This is a genomic window from Actinoplanes sp. URMC 104 (assembly GCF_051386375.1).
Lineage (GTDB): Bacteria > Actinomycetota > Actinomycetes > Mycobacteriales > Micromonosporaceae > Actinoplanes.
Map to the genome: position 1 here is coordinate 228,974 of NZ_JBPQTO010000004.1, position 16,590 is coordinate 245,563.

The 16,590-nt window shown below is 73.6% G+C and carries 15 protein-coding genes; 13 read left to right on the forward strand and 2 right to left on the reverse strand.

Features of this window, described 5'->3' with window-relative positions; translation table 11 throughout:
- Window positions 1–20: 20 nt before the first annotated feature.
- Entirely contained in the window at window positions 21–380 is a 360-nt protein-coding gene (locus ACSNN8_RS14825) for an STAS domain-containing protein (RefSeq protein WP_436649764.1), read from the reverse strand.
- Between the two features lie 218 nt (window positions 381–598).
- Between ACSNN8_RS14825 and ssd the strand changes: the two genes are divergently transcribed.
- From ssd to ACSNN8_RS14860, 7 genes are all read left to right on the forward strand, one after another.
- Window positions 599–1,669, forward strand: a complete 1,071-nt coding sequence (gene ssd / locus ACSNN8_RS14830) for a septum site-determining protein Ssd (RefSeq protein ID WP_436649765.1) — start codon at window positions 599–601, stop codon at window positions 1,667–1,669.
- The gene (locus ACSNN8_RS14835) at window positions 1,666–2,889 is read left to right on the forward strand and encodes a TadA family conjugal transfer-associated ATPase (protein ID WP_436649766.1); all 1,224 of its coding nucleotides are present in this window, start codon (window positions 1,666–1,668) and stop codon (window positions 2,887–2,889) included. Before ssd ends, ACSNN8_RS14835 begins: the two co-directional genes overlap by 4 nt.
- Window positions 2,886–3,698, forward strand: coding sequence for a hypothetical protein (locus ACSNN8_RS14840; RefSeq protein ID WP_436649767.1), 813 nt, complete (start codon window positions 2,886–2,888; stop codon window positions 3,696–3,698). The genes ACSNN8_RS14835 and ACSNN8_RS14840 overlap by 4 nt, the downstream gene beginning before the upstream one ends.
- A 478-nt stretch (window positions 3,699–4,176) precedes the next feature.
- On the forward strand, window positions 4,177–4,863 hold the full coding sequence (locus ACSNN8_RS14845; protein WP_436650723.1) for a type II secretion system F family protein: 687 nt from the start codon (window positions 4,177–4,179) through the stop codon (window positions 4,861–4,863).
- Window positions 4,864–4,978: 115 nt separating this feature from the next.
- The gene (locus tag ACSNN8_RS14850) at window positions 4,979–5,107 is read left to right on the forward strand and encodes a DUF4244 domain-containing protein (protein ID WP_436650724.1); all 129 of its coding nucleotides are present in this window, start codon (window positions 4,979–4,981) and stop codon (window positions 5,105–5,107) included.
- Window positions 5,104–5,463 carry a TadE family type IV pilus minor pilin gene (locus tag ACSNN8_RS14855; protein WP_436649768.1) on the forward strand — a complete coding sequence of 120 codons (360 nt, stop codon included), beginning with the start codon at window positions 5,104–5,106 and terminating at the stop codon, window positions 5,461–5,463. Before ACSNN8_RS14850 ends, ACSNN8_RS14855 begins: the two co-directional genes overlap by 4 nt.
- A gap of 149 nt (window positions 5,464–5,612) precedes the next feature.
- Window positions 5,613–5,972, forward strand: a complete 360-nt coding sequence (locus ACSNN8_RS14860) for an Rv3654c family TadE-like protein (protein ID WP_436649769.1) — start codon at window positions 5,613–5,615, stop codon at window positions 5,970–5,972.
- Here ACSNN8_RS14860 and ACSNN8_RS14865 read toward each other — a convergent pair.
- Window positions 5,954–8,281: a DEAD/DEAH box helicase gene (locus tag ACSNN8_RS14865; RefSeq protein WP_436649770.1), complete on the reverse strand. Its 2,328-nt coding sequence runs from the start codon at window positions 8,279–8,281 to the stop codon at window positions 5,954–5,956. The two genes, ACSNN8_RS14860 and ACSNN8_RS14865, sit on opposite strands and share 19 nt — an antisense overlap.
- 140 nt (window positions 8,282–8,421) lie before the next feature.
- On the opposite strand from ACSNN8_RS14865, the gene ACSNN8_RS14870 reads away from it, so the two are divergent.
- The 6 genes from ACSNN8_RS14870 (at window position 8,422) to topA (ending at window position 16,590) form a co-directional block, all read left to right on the forward strand.
- Window positions 8,422–8,778 (forward strand): STAS domain-containing protein, encoded by a 357-nt coding sequence (locus tag ACSNN8_RS14870; RefSeq protein ID WP_436649771.1) that lies wholly within the window; start codon window positions 8,422–8,424, stop codon window positions 8,776–8,778.
- Complete coding sequence (locus tag ACSNN8_RS14875) at window positions 8,775–9,215, forward strand: ATP-binding protein (RefSeq protein ID WP_436649772.1); 441 nt, start codon at window positions 8,775–8,777, stop codon at window positions 9,213–9,215. The genes ACSNN8_RS14870 and ACSNN8_RS14875 overlap by 4 nt, the downstream gene beginning before the upstream one ends.
- A 274-nt stretch (window positions 9,216–9,489) precedes the next feature.
- Entirely contained in the window at window positions 9,490–11,823 is a 2,334-nt protein-coding gene (locus tag ACSNN8_RS14880; protein ID WP_436649773.1) for a sodium-translocating pyrophosphatase, read from the forward strand.
- Between the two features lie 92 nt (window positions 11,824–11,915).
- Complete coding sequence (locus ACSNN8_RS14885; protein WP_436649774.1) at window positions 11,916–12,446, forward strand: hypothetical protein; 531 nt, start codon at window positions 11,916–11,918, stop codon at window positions 12,444–12,446.
- 1 nt (window position 12,447) lies between these two features.
- Window positions 12,448–13,536 carry a hypothetical protein gene (locus ACSNN8_RS14890; RefSeq protein WP_436649775.1) on the forward strand — a complete coding sequence of 363 codons (1,089 nt, stop codon included), beginning with the start codon at window positions 12,448–12,450 and terminating at the stop codon, window positions 13,534–13,536.
- A gap of 198 nt (window positions 13,537–13,734) precedes the next feature.
- Window positions 13,735–16,590 carry a type I DNA topoisomerase gene (gene topA / locus ACSNN8_RS14895; RefSeq protein WP_436649776.1) on the forward strand — a complete coding sequence of 952 codons (2,856 nt, stop codon included), beginning with the start codon at window positions 13,735–13,737 and terminating at the stop codon, window positions 16,588–16,590.

Consider the following 16,590-nt stretch of genomic DNA (forward strand, 5'->3'; position numbering starts at 1 on the left):
TCCCTTTGCGGGCCCGGGTCTCAGGCGCCGGTGGCCTGGGAGGGCTCGGCGGCGGTCTCGACGGTGCCGGTCAGCCCGAACAGATCGCAGAGGCCGGTCACGTCGAGCACCCGGCGCAGCATGGTCGTCGGGTTGACGACCAGGAATCGGGAGCCGGTGTCGGTCGCGGCGCGGTAGCCCTCGATCAGCGCGCCCAGGCCGGTGGAGTCGATGAACGCCGCACCGGCCAGGTCGACCCGCACGATCGGCGGGGACCAATCGGAGACGGCGTCGCGCAGGCAGGCGGCCAGCTCGTCCGCGTTCGAGAAGTCGATCTCGCTGTCGACGGTCACGACGGCCGCGCCGTCGGCGTCCAGCGCGCGGTGGATCGAACTGTCCATGCCAACCCCATCGGTTCGTGTCCGCATCAACATACCCAATGCCCGCCTGTTCCACTCGGCGCCGGCGCCCGGCCGCCATACCAGATCCAGGCGGCGGGTACGCGTTGTCCACAGCGCCGAATCTTGTCCACAGCGCGCGAATTCGGTGCTGGCGAAGGCTTTCGCAGTCGGTGAAGGTGGCCGCCTCACCCGCTTCCGCGCCGCGCTGGAGACCGCCGATGTCCGCTGTCCGACTGCCCCTCGTCGTCACCGCCGACCCCGACCTGCTCGACGACCTGCTGCGCCTCGCCGCGGCCGGTGGCACGAAGGTCGACGTGGCCGCGGACCCGGCCGCCGCCCGCCCGAGATACGGCGCCGCCCCGCTCGTCATGATCGGCGCCGATCAGCTCGACGCCTGCCTGCGCGCCCGGCTGCCGCGCCGGTCCCGGGTCGCCGTGGTCGGCCACGGCCCCGTGTCCGAGGCGATGTGGCAGGCCGCCGGTGCGCACGGCGTCGAGCACATCGCCGAGCTGCCCACCGCCGAGAGCTGGGTGGTCGACCGCTTCGCCGAGCACCTCGACCAGCCGCTGGGCCGCGTGGTCGCGGTGATCGGCGGACGTGGCGGCGCCGGCGCCAGCACGCTCGCCGCCGGGCTCGCCATGACCGCGATCGCCGAGCGCCACCGCACCCTGCTCATCGACGCCGACCCGCTCGGCGGCGGGCTCGACCTGATGTTCGGCTGGGAGCGCCGGGACGGGTTGCGTTGGTCGGCGATCGCCGAGGCCGGCGGGCGCGTCGACCCGCCGAGCCTGCTCGATGCGCTGCCGCACCACGGCGACCTGGTGCTGCTGTCGTTCGACCGGGACACGGTGCCCGACGTGCCCGCCGACGCGATGGCCTCCGCCGTCGACGCGGCCCGCCGCGGCCGGGACGTGATCGTCGTCGACCTGCCGCGCCGGCTCGACGACGCCGGAGTGCTCGCGCTCGAGTGCGCCGACCAGGCGGTGCTGATCGTGCCGGCCGAGGTGCGCGCCGCGGCGGCCGCCGCCGGGGTGGTGCGGATGGTGCGGGCCCACCGGGATCAGCTGTCGCTGGTCGTCCGCGGGCCCGCGCCCGGGCGGCTGCGCTCGCGCGAGATCGCTTCGGCGCTCGGGCTGCCGCTGATCGGCACGCTGCGACCGGAACCGGCGATCCCGCAGGAGGTGGAGCGCGGCCGGCCACCGGGCTCCGACGGCAAGGGCCATCTGGCCGACCTGTGCCGCCGGGTGCTCGGTGACCTGCTGGGCGGCTCGACGGCGGTGGCGGCATGACGGCGTACGCGGGTCTGGGCAGCCGCCTCGCCGCCTCCGCGCCGGTCGTGGCCGATCGGGTGCGGCACCGCTTCGCCGTCGAGGGTGTGCCGGCGACCCCGGCCGCGGTCGTGCAGGCGGTGCGCACCGAGTCCGACGCCGCGGTGCTGGGCGACACGGCGGTGCTGCGGCTCGCCGACCGGGTGCACGACCAGCTCGTCGGCGCGGGGCCGCTGGCTCCGCTGCTGGCCGATCCGCAGGTGACCGACGTGCTCGTCAACGGCCTGGCGGTCTGGGTCGACCGCGGGTCGGGGCTGCAGCGGGCGCCGGTCGTGCTGGGCGACCGCGAGGAGGTACGCCGCCTCGCTCAGCGCCTCGCGGCCGCGTGCGGGCGGCGCCTCGACGACGGCCAGCCGTACGCGGATGCCCGGCTGCCCGACGGCACCCGTCTGCACGCGGTGCTGCCGCCGGTCGCGACCGACGGCCCCTATCTGTCGCTGCGCACGTTCCGCCAACGGCCGTTCCGCCTCGACGACCTGGTCCAGCACGGCACGGTCGCGCCCACGGTCGCCCCGGTGCTGACGGCGATCGTCCAGGCCCGGCTGGCCTACCTGGTCACCGGCGGCACGGGCAGCGGCAAGACGACGCTGCTGGCCACGCTGCTCGGGATGGTGCCCGCCACCGAGCGGATCGTCCTGGTCGAGGACGCGGCCGAGCTGCGCCCGCTGCACCCGCACGTGGTGGCGCTGCAGGCCCGCACCGCGAACGTCGAGGGGGCGGGCGCGGTCGGGCTGACCGACCTGGTGCGGCAGGCCCTGCGGATGCGGCCCGACCGGCTGGTCGTGGGGGAGTGCCGGGGAGCCGAGATCGTCGACCTGCTGGGCGCGCTCAACACGGGCCACGACGGCGGGGCCGGGACGCTGCACGCGAACACGCCCGCCGACGTGCCCGCGCGGCTCGAGGCGCTGGGGATGCTGGGCGGGTTGCCGCGGGCCGCGCTGCACGCCCAGGTGGTGGCGGCTCTACAGGTGGTGCTGCAGGTGCGGCGTACGGACCGCGGGCGCGTGCTCGAGTCGGTGAGCGTGCTGCTGCCCGCGGGCGAGAACCGGCTGGCCACCGTGGTGCCGGCGTGGCAGCGGCTGCGCGGCGCCGGGCCGGGCGCGTTCGAGCTGGCGCGCATGCTGAGCGCCCGCGGGGTGGCCGTTCCCGCGGTGCTCTCGCCGCCGGTGGTGGCGCCGTGAGCTGGGGGCCGTTGCTGCTCGCGGCGGGCGCGGTGGTGATCGTGCTGCCGCACGGACGCATGCGGCTGCCGCGGGTTCCGCTCGCGGTGCTGGCGGCCCGGGTTCTCGCGGTCGCCGGGCGGTCGCCCCGGCGGGCCGTGCTGGGCGGCGTGGGCGCGGTGGCCGGCGCGGGGCTTCTCGTGGGCGGGCCGGTCGGGGGAGTGGTCGCGGGGGCGTACGCGGGGCTGGCCGCGCGGGCGTTGCTGCGGCGTTCCGCCCGGCGGCGTGCGGCGGTGGCGCGGTCGGCGGCGCTCGATGCGCTGGCCTCGCTAGCCGCCGACCTTCGAGCCGGGCTGCCGCCTGAGATACCCACCGCCGGCCCGGGCGAGCGAATGGCCGCGTTTGGGTCAAGCGAGCGGATGGCCGCGGTGGGGTCGGATCGGCGGACGGCCGAAGCGAGGCTCGGCGAGGGGACGGGTGCGGGCGGGCCCGCGGATCGCTTGCGGCGGCTGACCGGGTCGGTGTGGCGGCTGGCGGAGCGTACGGGGGCGCCGGCCGCCGACCTGGTCGAGCGGATCGAGGCGGACGCGCGGGCTGCGGACCGGGCGGGAGCGCTGGCCGCGGCGCAGGCGGCCGGCGCGCAGGCCACGGCCGTGCTGCTGGCGGCATTGCCGGCCGCTGGGCTCGGTCTCGGGCTGCTCATGGGAGCGGATCCGCTTCACGTGCTGCTGCGGACGCCGCTGGGCGCGGCGTGCGGGCTCGGCGCGGTGGTTCTGCAGACCGCGGGGTTGCTATGGGCCGAGCGGCTCGTCGGCGGGGTGGCGCAATGACCGGCGGGTGCGCGCTGGCCGACTTCCTGCGAGTCGGAAGGCCGGGGCAGGTGCCCCTGCGGCCCTGTTGCGTCGCAGCCCTGCTGGCCCGGCGTGACGGATGCCTGCCGCGGCCGGAACCCGTCTCCGCAGCGACCGGCGTGGGCGCGGCGGTTGGCGTGTCTGGGGCGGCTGGCGTGCCTGCTTCGGCTGGCGTGTCCGTGGCGGCTCCCGTGTCTGCGACGGCCGGCGTATCCGCGGCGGTTGGCGTGTCTGGGGCGGCTGGCGTGCCTGCTTCGGCTGGCGTGTCTGCGACGGCTGGCGTGCCTGCTTCGGTCGGCGTGTCCACGGCGGTTGGCGTGCCCGGGCCGGCCGGCGTGTCCGCAGCGCCTGGCGTGCCTGCCTCGGCCGGCGTGCCTGCTCTGGCTCCCGCACCGGCCGGCCGGCGGGCGGTGGCGTCGTGATCGCGCTGCTGATCGCGGCGGCCGCCCTCGCGCTCGTGGTGGCGCCGATTGCTGGTGGCCGCGCGGTGCGGCGCCGTCTCGCGGCGGTGCGTCCAGCGCCGTCCGCTTCGTCCTCGCCCTCGGACGCCGAGCGCCGTACCCGCATCCTCGTGGCCGCAGCGGCCGGGCTGGCGGTGGCGTGGTTCGTCGGGACGTGGTGGGGCCTGCTGCTCGGCGTTGCCGCCGGAGCCGGGGCCGAGCGCTTCCTGCGGCAACGCGAGCCGGCCCGCGTACGGCAGGAGCGCCGGGCCGCCGCGGCGGACCTCCCCCTGGGTGCGGACCTTCTGGCGGCGGCGCTGCGAGCGGGCGCGCCGGTCGACGGGGCGGCGGCAGCGGTCGCCGACGCGCTCGACGGGCCGCTCGGGACCCGGCTGCGGCGCACCGCCCGATCGCTGGCGCTGGGCGCGGCCCCGGCCGAGGCGTGGGCGCACCTCGACGGCATTCCCGGGGCCGAGCGGCTGATCGCGGCGGCCGTCCGAACCAGCGCGAGCGGCGGCGCGCTGGCCGGGGCGCTCGGGCGGCTCGCGGACGACCTGCGGGCCGACCGGGCGGTCCGGATCGAGGCGGCCGCGCAGCGCGCCGGCGTGCTCATCGTGCTGCCGCTCGGGCTGTGCTTCCTCCCCGCCTTCCTGCTGGCCGGGCTTGTCCCGGTGCTGATCGCGGTCCTCGGCGACGTGCTGTGACCGGGGACCACCAGGGCCGGCCGCGGGCCGGTCGCCACCACAACCGAAGGAGAACCACGTGCGCACACTGATCGCGAACTACGCCCGGCTGCGGGCCGAGGCCGCCGACGCGGGGATGAACACGGCCGAGTACGCCGTCGGCACGCTCGCGGCCGTCGCGTTCGCCGGGATCCTCTACAAGGTCGTGACCGGCGGAAGCGTGACGGCGGCGCTGACCGGCATCATCGCCCGGGCGCTGAAGTGAGGCGGCGCCGGTGGCCCGGCCGCGACCGGGGAGCGTTCACCGCCGAGCTCGCGGCCGGGCTGCCGGCGCTCATGCTGCTGCTGTTCGCCGGCCTGGCGGCGGTCGGCGCGGTGGCAGCCAAGGGCCAGTGCCTCGACGCCGCCCGCGAGGCGGCGCTGGCGGAGGCGCGCGGCGACTCGGGTGCGGCCGCGGGCGCCCGGGTGGCGCAGCCCGGCGCGGTGGTCGAGATCGGCGGCGATGGCGAGGTGGCCACCGCCCGCGTGCGGGCGCACGTCCGAGTGCTGGGCGCCAACCTGCCCGTGATCACCGTCGAGGGCACGGCCACAGCCGCCCGCGAACCGGAGCCGGTCCAGTGACCGGGCCCCGGCGCGGCCCCCAACTCCCGCGGCCTCAGGTTGATCCCGCGACCGAACGCCGCCTCCGCCTTCTACGCCCGCGAGCCCGAGCCGGTCCTGTGACCGGGCCCCGGCGCGGTTTCCGAAGCCTGCGAGCCCGCTCCACTCCGGTGAGAGGGCGCGATCGGGGCGCCGCCACGATTCTCGTGCTGGCGATCGGCCTGTTCCTGGTGGCGGCCGGTATGGCGGCGGCCGGTGTGGGCGCGGCGCGCGTCGGCAGGCACGCGGCCCGCACGGCGGCCGACCTGGGAGCCCTCGCAGGCGCGGCGAAGGCGATCCACGGGCCCGAGGTGGCGTGCGGGCGGGCCGAGCGGTTTGTCGTAGCGAACGGCGGCCGGATGGCGTCCTGCGTGGTCGAGGGCCTCGACGTCGTGGTGCGCGCGGAGGTCACCGTCCGCGCGCTGCCGGGACTGGACGCCCGGGCTGTCGCCACGGCGCGGGCGGGACCGATCTACGCGCTGCCGGAATGACCGGCCGAGCGCAGGGCGGCCAGCACGGTGCCGAGCACCTGGACGGCGCCGGGCTTGTGGAGCGGGTTGTTGCCGTTGCCGCACTTGGGCGACTGGACGCAGGCGGGGCAGCCGGCCTCGCAGGCGCACGCGGCGATGGCCTCGCGGGTGGCGGACAGCCACGCGGCTGCGGTCGCGTACGCCCTCTCGGCGAAGCCCGCGCCGCCGGGGTGGCCGTCGTAGACGAAGACCGTGGGGGCCTCGGTGTCCACATGGTTCGCGGTGGACAGGCCGCCGATGTCCCAGCGGTCGCACGTGGCGATCAGCGGCAGCAGGCCGATGGCGGCGTGTTCGGCGGCGTGCAGGGCGCCGGGCACGTCGGGCGGCTCGACACCGGCGGCGTCCAGCGCGCGCGGCGAGACGGTGAACCAGACGGCGACGGTGCGCAGCTCGCGTACGGGCAGGTCCAGCGGGCGGGTGTCGATCACTTCGCCCGAGCCGATGCGGCGGCGCTGGTAGGAGACGACCTGGCTGGTGACCTCCACGTCGCCGAGGAACAGGCCGACGGGGCCGGCGTCGACGTACGAGCGGACGCCCAGCACGGAGACGTCCGTGACGTCGCGGGCCTGCGTCGTCCAGTCGGGCTCCTCCTGATGCACGAGCGCGATCGCGTCCTCGAGGTCGAGCTCGTCCACCAGATAGGTCACGCCCTGGTGCAGATAGACCGCGCCGGTGTGCAGCATGACGTGCGACGACGTCTGGTCGACCGTGCCGAGCAGGCGGCCGGTCGACGCCTCCACCACCGACACGGGCGCGCCACCGGCGCCGCGCAGGTCGACGTCGGGGCGGCCGGGATGCGTCCAGTACCAGCCGGACGGGCGCCGCCGCAGCGCGCCGGAGGCGGTCAGCCCGTCGACGGCGGCCCGTGCCGCGTCGCCGCCGAACAGGGCCAGGTCGGTCGCGGTGATCGGCGCCTCGGAGGCGGCGCAGCACAGTTGGGGGCCCAGCACGTACGGGTTCGAGGGGTCCAGCACGGTCGTCTCCACCGGCCGCCCGAACAGCGCCGACGGGTGGTGCACCAGGTAGGTGTCGAGCGGGTCGTCGCGGGCGATCAGCACCGCCAGCGCCTCGCCGCCGGCCCGGCCCGCGCGGCCGGCCTGCTGCCAGAGCGACGCCCGCGTGCCGGGATAGCCGCAGATCAGCACGGCGTCGAGCCCGACCAGGTCGACGCCGAGCTCGAGCGCGTTCGTGGAGGCGAGCGCGAGCAGCTCGCCGGAGAGCAGCGCGCGCTCGATGCGGCGGCGGTCCTCCTTGAGGTAGCCCGCCCGGTACGCCGCCACGCGGTCGCCGAGGCCGGGCACCACCTCGTCCAGCGCGCGCCGGGTCATCGTGGCGACCACCTCGGCGCCGCGCCGGGAGCGGACGAACGCGAGCGTCCGGGTGCCCGCTGCCACCGCGTCCGCGAGCAGGTCGGCCGTCTCGCTCAGGGCGGACCGGCGGGTCGGCGGCGTGTCCTCGAAGGGGTCCTCGGGCGGGAGCAGCGGCGGCTCCCACAGCGCGAACGTGGTGGCCCCGCGCGGCGAGGCGTCGGTCGTCACGGCCCTCACCGGCAGGCCGGTCAGCCGCGACGCCGCGTCCGCGGGATCGCCCGAGGTGGCGGAGGCCAGCACGAACGTCGGCGACCCTCCGTACCGGGCGGCCAGCCGTCGCAGCCGGCGCAGCACGTGCGCGACGTGCGAGCCGAACACCCCACGGTAGGCGTGGCACTCGTCGACCACCACGTACGCGAGCCGGCGCAGGAACGTCGCCCAGCGCGAGTGCCCCGGCAGCAGTCCGTGGTGCAGCATGTCGGGGTTGGTGAGCACCAGCCGGGAGTTCTGCCGGATCCACTCCCGCTCCTCGCGCGAGGTGTCACCGTCGTACGTCGCCGGTCGCACCCCGTCGAGGCCGAACCTGGCGACCGCGCGCAGCTGGTCGGCCGCGAGCGCCTTGGTGGGCGAGAGATAGAGCGCCGTCGCCCGCGGGTCGTCGTGCAGCCGGGAGAGCACCGGCAGTTGATAGGCGAGCGACTTGCCCGACGCCGTGCCGGTCGCCACGACCACGTGGTGTCCCTCGGCCGCGAGCGAGGCCGCGGTGGCCTGGTGCTCCCACGGCCGCGCGATGCCCTGGGCGGTCAGCGCGGCGATCACGTCGGCGGAGGCCCACGAGGGCCAAGGCGCCGTACGGCCCTCGCGGGCGGGGATCTGCTCGACGTGGGTGACCGGGGAGGCCGACGTGCGTGCCCGCAACCGGTGAAGCAACTCGGCGGGGCTGTGGGCGGTCGACGTCACGCCGTGCACTGTGACACCGGAATGGCTCGAACCTCAAACGGGTACGACGGTGGAGCCGGACGGCGGGTGGGTACCGGGCGGTGGTTAGATTCGCTGGGGAGATCGCCCCGGAGGAACGTGGCCCGCAGGGAGGAGGAGCGATGGAGCTGTCCCTTGCGACCCGGACCGTCGCCGAGCACACGGTGCTCGAGGTCGGCGGCGAGGTCGACGTCTACACGGCTCCGAGGCTGCGCGAGCGCCTCGTGGAGCTGGTCGACTCAGGGGTGCGCAGCGTCGTCGTCGATCTGGGCGGTGTCGAGTTCCTCGACTCCACCGGCCTGGGCGTGCTGGTGGGCGCGATGAAGCGGCTGCGGGTGGCGAACGGGCGCTTCAGCCTCGTCTGCTCCAAGGAGGCCCTGCTGAAGATTTTCCGGATCACGGCGCTCGACCAGGTGTTCCCGATCTATCCCACGATCGAGGCTGCGACCCGAGACAGCGACGACAGCGCGACTTCGTGATGGCGACTGTTCGGCTGTCCTTCTCCCCGGCACCCGTGCACGTGCGCACGGCCCGGTTGGTCGGCGTCGCCGTGGCGCGGCGCGCCGGTGTCGCCGAGGAACTGCTCGACGAGGTCCGCCTGGCGATCGGCGAGGCCTGCACCCGGGCGGTCGCCCTGCACAACCAGTACGGCCTGCCCGACCTGGTGACCGTCGAGATGTCTGATTCGGACTCATATTCCGTACGGGTCATCGACCACGCCCCGATCGAGGCGAGCATCGGCCTGGCCAAGCTGCCGCCCGACGAGCTCGCCGACGAGTCGCTGACCGACGAGGCGCTGACCACCGGCGTGGGCTTCGCGCTGCTCGCCGGTTTCGTGGACGACCTCCAGGTGCGCCCCGTCGAGGACGGTTTGGGCACCGAGGTCCGCATGGTCTGGCCTGTTCGGCGCCGCTGAGAGGCGCCGAAAACCAAAAGCCAAGCTCACGACCATATCAATCTTCGTGAGTACCCAGTCGGGCCCCCGCTAACACAGCGGTAATTATCACCACGACACGGCCGGATCCGGGTGTGACCACCGACACGCCTGGCCGATACAGTACGCGAGTTATCAGCTACTGCTCCTGGTCCCGCGGCCGCGGGACCCAGTTGTCGTCTCCCCCTTGGACGGGGATGCGCCCGGGCGGTGTCGTCCGCCGTCCCGGGCGCGGTCGGTGTACAGGAGGACATTGATGTCCGGGACCTCGTTAAGTGGTTCTAACGTCACATTTGTCATCGTCGCTCTGGTCTTCGCGCTCATCGCGCTGGGCTTCGCGGCGATGTTCGTCCAGTCGGTTCTCAAGGCCGGCCGGGGCACCAAGAACATGCAGGAGATCGCCGGAGCCGTCCAAGAAGGCGCATCGGCCTACCTGTTCCGCCAGTTCAAGACCCTCGCCATCTTCGTGGTGATCGCGGTCGTCCTGCTCTTCCTCCTGCCGGTGCACGACACCGACAACGAGGTCTGGGTGAAGATCGGACGCTCGCTGTTCTTCATCGTCGGCGCGGTCTTCAGCTCGTTCATCGGCGGCGCGGGCATGGCGCTCGCGACCCGGGCCAACCTCCGGGTGGCCGCGGCGGCCGGCGAGAACGGTGGCCGCGAGAAGGCGATGGGCATCGCGTTCCGCACCGGCGGCGTGGTCGGCTTCCTCACGGTCGGCCTGGGCCTGTTCGGCGGCGCGCTCGTCGTGCTGATCTTCCGGGGCGACGCCCCGACCGTGCTCGAGGGCTTCGGCTTCGGCGCGGCGCTGCTCGCGATGTTCATGCGGGTCGGCGGCGGCATCTTCACCAAGGCCGCGGACGTCGGCGCCGACCTGGTCGGCAAGGTCGAGCAGGGCATCCCCGAGGACGACCCGCGTAACGCCGCGACCATCGCCGACAACGTGGGCGACAACGTCGGTGACTGCGCCGGCATGGCGGCCGACCTCTTCGAGTCGTACGCGGTGACCCTCGTGGCAGCCCTGATCCTGGGCTCCGCCGCGTTCGGTCAGGACGGTCTGATCTTCCCGCTGATCATCTCGACGGTCGGCGTCGTGATCGCCATCCTCGGTGTGTTCATCACCCGGCTGCGCCCCAGCGACCGCAACGGCCTGACCGCCATCAACCGGGCGTTCTACATCTCCGCGGTCATCTCCGCGGTGATCGTCGCCGTGGTCAGCTTCGTCTACCTGCCGTCCACGTTCGCCGGCTTCAACGACGAGAACATCGCGGCGGACGTCCTGGCCAGCGGCCGCGACCCGCGCTGGATCGCGATCGGCGCGGTCGTCATCGGCATCGTGCTGGCCGCCGCCATCCAGGCGCTGACCGGCTACTTCACCGAGACCAACCGCCGCCCGGTGCAGGACATCGGCAAGTCGTCGCAGACCGGCGCGGCCACGGTCGTGCTCGCCGGCATCAGCGTCGGCCTGGAGTCCGCGGTCTACTCGGCGCTGCTGCTCGGCGCCGGCGTCTTCGGCGCGTTCCTGCTGGGCGGCTCGTCGCTCACCCTGTCGCTGTTCGCGGTCGCGCTCGCCGGCACCGGCCTGCTGACCACGGTCGGCGTCATCGTCGCCATGGACACCTTCGGCCCGATCTCGGACAACGCGCAGGGCATCGCCGAGATGTCCGGTGACATCGACGAGAAGGGCGCGCAGATCCTCACCGAGCTCGACGCGGTGGGCAACACCACCAAGGCGATCACCAAGGGCATCGCGATCGCGACCGCCGTGCTCGCCGCGACCGCGCTGTTCGGCTCGTACACCAACAGCCTGGCCACCTCGCTCGCCGACGCCGGTATCTCCGCCGACCGGGTGCAGAACGAGATCCTCGGCCTGCTGAACATCTCGAACCCGCGCAACCTCGTCGGCCTGCTGGTCGGCGCGGCCGTCGTGTTCCTCTTCTCCGGCCTGGCCATCAACGCCGTGTCCCGCTCGGCGGGCGCGGTCGTCATGGAGGTCCGCCGCCAGTTCCGCGAGTTCCCCGGCATCATGGACCGCACCCAGCGGCCCGAGTACGGCCGGGTGGTCGACATCTGCACCCGCGACGCGCAGCGCGAGCTGCTCACCCCGGGCCTGCTGGCGATCATGGCTCCGATCGCGGTCGGCTTCGGGCTGGGCGCGGGCGCGCTCGCGTCCTACCTGGCCGGTGCGATCGGCGCCGGCACGCTGATGGCCGTCTTCCTCTCCAACTCCGGCGGCGCGTGGGACAACGCCAAGAAGCTGGTCGAGGACGGCAACTTCGGCGGCAAGGGCTCCGAGGCGCACGCCGCGACGGTCATCGGCGACACCGTCGGCGACCCGTTCAAGGACACCGCGGGCCCGGCCATCAACCCGCTGCTCAAGGTCATGAACCTGGTCTCGCTGCTGATCGCCCCGGCCGTCGTGGCCTGGAGCATCGGCAACGACCAGAACGACGCGCTGCGCATCGCGATCGCCATCGTCGCGGCGGCGATCATCGCCGGCGCGGTGGTGTGGAGCAAGCGCAAGCCGATCTCGATGGGCGACGACACCCCGGCGAGCAACTCGACGCCGACGGCCAAGGTCACCGCCTGACGCCGAGCACGACAACGGGGCACCCGGCCGAGTGGGCCGGGTGCCCCGCACCATAGATGAGGATGTCGGACCTTGCCCGTACGCTGCTTCCCATGCGCCCGGCCCGACCCCTCGTACTGCTGGTTCTGCTGACACTCACCGCACCCCTGGCCGCCTGTTCCGGCGCGCACAGCGCCCGGGCGTGGGCGGCCTCGGTGTGCACCACCCTCGAGCCGTGGCGCACCGAGATCGGCTCGCTCACCAGCCGCACCCAGCAGCAGATGGAAACCGCCACCACGCCCGGCCAGGCGAAGGAAAACCTGATGCGGCTCTTCGGCGGCGCCGAGGACGCGAGCGAGCGTGCCCGGGCCGGGGTGGAGAAGGCCGGGGTGCCCGACGTCGACAACGGCGCCCAGATCGCCGACGGCTTCCTGGGGTCGCTGGCCGCCACCCGCGATGCCTACGCCAAGGCCAAGAGCGGCATCCAGGCGCTCGAGACCGCGCCGGCCGACACCTTCTATCAGCGGGTCTCCCAGGTCGTCCAGCAGCTGCAGAGCGACTACCAGGCGAGCGGCCTCGACACGAGCAAGCTCAGCTCCGCCGAGCTCAAGGCCGCGTTCGACGAAGTGCCCGAGTGCCGGTGACATGACCGAGACGGGGTGGCCGCTGATCCCGCGCGAGGTGCTCCCCGCGCCGGTCCAGGCTGCCAAGCGACCCGCTCAACCCCGTCCCGCCTCGGTCCACGACGCGGGGCGCCAGCTGCCGTTCTTCGGCGCCGAGACCACGGAGCCCTCACCCGCCGACCTGGCCGGCCTGCTCGCGGGTCCCGGGCGGCTGGGGCGCATGGGCGGCACGGCCCGCGTCTCCGTCCCGGTCGACGCCGCGTGGCGGGTGCACGTTCTGATCCCCGAGCTGGTCATGCGCGGGCTCGTGGTCAGCTGGCGCCCCTTGAATCAAGACCAGACCGACGCCGTACGAGACCTCGTCTCCACGCCGATCGAGGCCGAGGAGCTGCCCGCCGCGGAGGAAGCTCCGCCCAGCTCCGAGTCGCCGAGCGCCGCATCGCCCGGCCCGGCCGCCCCACATTTGACCTCGGCCACTCAGCGCAAAACCGAAGAATCGGAAATGTTCGAACCAGTGGGGTTGGGCGGCCGGGATGAAGCGGTCGGGGACGGGCGCGGCGGCGCGGAAGGTGATGGACGCGGCGGCGCGGTGGGGGACGGGCGCGGTGGCGCGGAAGGTGATGGACGCGGCGGCGCGGTGGGGGACGGGCGCGGTGCCGCGGTGGGGGACGGGCACGGTGGCGCGGTGGGGGACGGGCACGGTGGCGCGGTGGGGGACGGGCACGGTGGCGCGGAGGGTGACGGGGAGGGGGAGCCGGCCGGGCCGCGGTTCGAGGTTCTCACGGCGTACTCCCGGAGGTTGAACGGTCTTGCGCAGGCCTGGCCCCGGGCGGCCGCCCAGCTTTTCCTGAGCGGCCCCCGCCTGCGTCTCTGGGTGGCGGCCGCCGGGGAGCCGGCGCCGGGGGGCTACGCGCTCGGGCTCGACCCCGCCAAGGACACGGCGGAGATCGATGCGGCGCTGGTCCGCGCCGGTCTGGCCGGGCGGGTGTCGGACGATGGACGGCGCTATCTGATCATGGGGAAGCGGCGGGTCGCGCGGCTCGCTGAGCTGGTCGGGGACCGGCCGGACGCGGCGCCCCCGGAACTCTGGCCGGGCGGCGCGGGTGCGTGATCTTCCTGGATTGTGTGCGACACGACAGCATGTTCCCGGTGTACCGTGTCGCCGTCGGAGGCATACGGTGGCCGGACCGTTACCATCCGACTCCGGGGCCGTCGGGGAATGTGTCCTCGTCCGGCGCGTTACGTTGAAAGTCTGTGCTCCGCCGGTCCGGATGGCGGAAACCGAGTGTGAGCGAAGTTTGGGAGTGCCGTGCCGAGTGACGCCAGGACGACCCGTCTGGTCATCGTCGAGTCCCCGTCGAAGGCCAAGACGATCGCCGGTTACCTGGGCCCCGACTATCTGGTCGAGGCCTCCATCGGCCATGTCCGCGACCTGCCCAAGAACGCCGACGAGGTGCCCGAGCAGTACAAGGGCGAGTCGTGGGCCCGTCTGGGCGTCGACGTCGACAACGGCTTCCACCCGCTCTATGTGATCTCGGCCGACCGCAAGCAGCAGATCGCCAAGCTCAAGAAGCTGGCCAAAGAGGTCGACGAGATCTTCCTCGCCACCGATGAGGACCGCGAGGGCGAGGCGATCGCCTGGCACCTGCTCGAGACGATCAAGCCCAAGGTCCCGGTCCACCGGATGGTCTTCCACGAGATCACCAAGCCCGCCATCCAGGCCGCCGTGGCGAACCCGCGTCAGATCGACCAGAACCTGGTCGACGCGCAGGAGGCCCGCCGCATCCTCGACCGCCTCTACGGCTACGAGGTCAGCCCGGTCCTCTGGAAGAAGGTCATGCCGAAGCTGTCGGCCGGCCGGGTCCAGTCCGTGGCGACCCGCATCGTGGTCGAGCGCGAGCGGCAGCGCATGGCGTTCCGCAGCGCCGAGTACTGGGACATCAACGCTCTGCTGGCCGTCCAGGGCCAGGTCGAGGGCCCGCGCCAGTTCGGCGCGACGCTGATCGCGCTCAACGGCGACCGCATCGCCACCGGCAAGGATTTCGAGGCGACCACCGGCCGTCTCAAGCCGGGCGCGGCCGTCGTGCAACTCGACGAGGCCGGCGCCCGCGGTCTGGCCGCCCGGCTCGAGGGCCAGGCGTTCACCGTCACCCGGGTCGAGGAGAAGCCGTACCGGCGCCGCCCGTACGCGCCGTTCATCACCTCGACGCTGCAGCAGGAAGCCGCTCGCAAGCTGCGCATGTCGTCGGCCCAGGCGATGCGGACGGCCCAGCGGCTGTACGAGAACGGCTACATCACCTACATGCGAACCGACTCGGTCAACCTGTCGGAGACGGCCATCGCGGCCGCCCGCCGGCAGATCGCCGAGCTGTACGGCGAGCGCAGCGTGCCGCCGGAGCCCCGCCGCTACACCGGCAAGGTCAAGAACGCGCAGGAGGCGCACGAGGCGATCCGGCCCGCCGGTGACTCGTTCCGCACTCCCGCCGAGGTGGCCAACGAGCTGTCCGGCGACGAGTTCCGCCTCTACGAGCTCATCTGGCGGCGGACCGTCGCCTCGCAGATGACCGACGCGATCGGCAACTCGATCTCCGTACGCATCCGGGCCATCTCCTCCGCTCAGGAGGAGGTCGACTTCGGCGCGACCGGTAAGACGATCACCGACCCCGGCTTCCTCCGGGCCTATGTCGAGTCCTCCGACGACGAGAACGCCGAGGCCGAGGACGCCGAGCGCCGCCTGCCCAACCTGGCCAAGGACCAGCCGCTGACCGCGGACGAGCTGACCGCCGCCGGCCACCACACCAGCCCGCCGTCCCGCTACACCGAGGCGTCGCTGGTCAAGGCCATGGAGGAGCTCGGCATCGGCCGCCCCTCGACGTACGCGTCGATCATGCAGACGATCCAGGACCGGGGGTACGTGGAGAAGCGCGGCCAGGCGCTGATCCCGACGTTCATCGCGTTCGCCGTGGTCAACCTGATGGAGACGCACTACCCGCGCCTCGTCGACTACGGCTTCACCGCCGCGATGGAGAACGACCTCGACGGCATCGCCGGTGGCGACCACGCCTCGCTCGACTTCCTCACGGCCTTCTACTTCGGCAGCCAGACCGCCGGCGCCGACGACGCGATCGCCAAGGCCGGCGGCCTGCGCAAGCTGGTCACCGAGAACCTCAGCGCGATCGACGCCCGCCTGATCAACTCGATTCCCCTCTTCGACGACGAGGAAGGGAACCACATCGTGGTGCGGGTCGGCCGCTACGGGCCGTACCTGCAACGTCAGAAGCCCGGGGCGACCGAGGAGCAGACGAACGACCCGAGCAACCGGGTCTCGATCCCGGAGGGCGTCGCGCCCGACGAACTCACCCCGGAAAAGGTCGAGGAACTGTTCCTCGGCGGCGGCGGTGAGCGCAGCCTCGGCGACGACCCGCAGACCGGCGAGAAAGTGCTGCTCAAGTCCGGCCGGTTCGGACCCTACGTGGAGAGCGGTGAACGCCGCGGCTCGCTGTTCCGTTCGCAGTCGCCCAACACGCTCACCCTCGAGCAGGCGATTCAGCTGCTGAGTCTGCCCCGCGTGGTCGGCAAGGACCCCGACGGCAACGAGATCATCGCGAAGAACGGCCGGTACGGCCCGTACGTGCAGCGCGGCACCGACTCACGCTCGCTCGCCTCGGAGGACCAGCTGTTCACGGTCACCCTCGACGAGGCGCTGGCGCTGCTCAACGCCCCGAAGACCCGGGGCCGGGGCGCGGCCAAGCCGCCGCTGCGCGAGATGGGCCCCGACCCGGTGACCCAGAAGCCGATGGTCATCAAGGACGGCCGGTTCGGCCCCTACGTGACCGACGGCGAATACAACGCCTCGCTGCGGCGCGACCAGACGCCCGAGGAGCTCACGGTCGAGCAGGCCTCCGAGATGCTGGCCGAGAAGCGGGCCAAGGGCCCGGCGCCCAAGAAGCGGGCGGCGAAGAAGGCGCCGGCCAAGGCCGCCGACGCTGCCGAGAAGACGCCCGCGAAGAAGGCGCCTGCCAAGAAGGCCGCGGCGAAGAAGGCGGCGCCCGCCAAGAAGGCCGCTGCCAAGAAGGCGGCGCCGGCGAAGAAAGCCGCCAACGCCGCCCCCGCCGCTGCGAAGAAGGCGGCCGCGCCGGTCAAGGCGACGGCCGCCGCGGAGTAG

Coding starts and splice junctions, on each gene's coding strand:
- ACSNN8_RS14880 (WP_436649773.1), top strand. CDS start 9,490: ATGTCCGGGACCTCGTTAAGTGGTTCTAACGTCACATTTGTCATCGTC.
- ACSNN8_RS14835 (WP_436649766.1), top strand. CDS start 1,666: ATGACGGCGTACGCGGGTCTGGGCAGCCGCCTCGCCGCCTCCGCGCCG.
- ACSNN8_RS14890 (WP_436649775.1), top strand. CDS start 12,448: ATGACCGAGACGGGGTGGCCGCTGATCCCGCGCGAGGTGCTCCCCGCG.
- ACSNN8_RS14870 (WP_436649771.1), top strand. CDS start 8,422: ATGGAGCTGTCCCTTGCGACCCGGACCGTCGCCGAGCACACGGTGCTC.
- ssd (WP_436649765.1), top strand. CDS start 599: ATGTCCGCTGTCCGACTGCCCCTCGTCGTCACCGCCGACCCCGACCTG.
- ACSNN8_RS14885 (WP_436649774.1), top strand. CDS start 11,916: ATGCGCCCGGCCCGACCCCTCGTACTGCTGGTTCTGCTGACACTCACC.
- ACSNN8_RS14850 (WP_436650724.1), top strand. CDS start 4,979: ATGAACACGGCCGAGTACGCCGTCGGCACGCTCGCGGCCGTCGCGTTC.
- ACSNN8_RS14825 (WP_436649764.1), bottom strand. CDS start 380: ATGGACAGTTCGATCCACCGCGCGCTGGACGCCGACGGCGCGGCCGTC.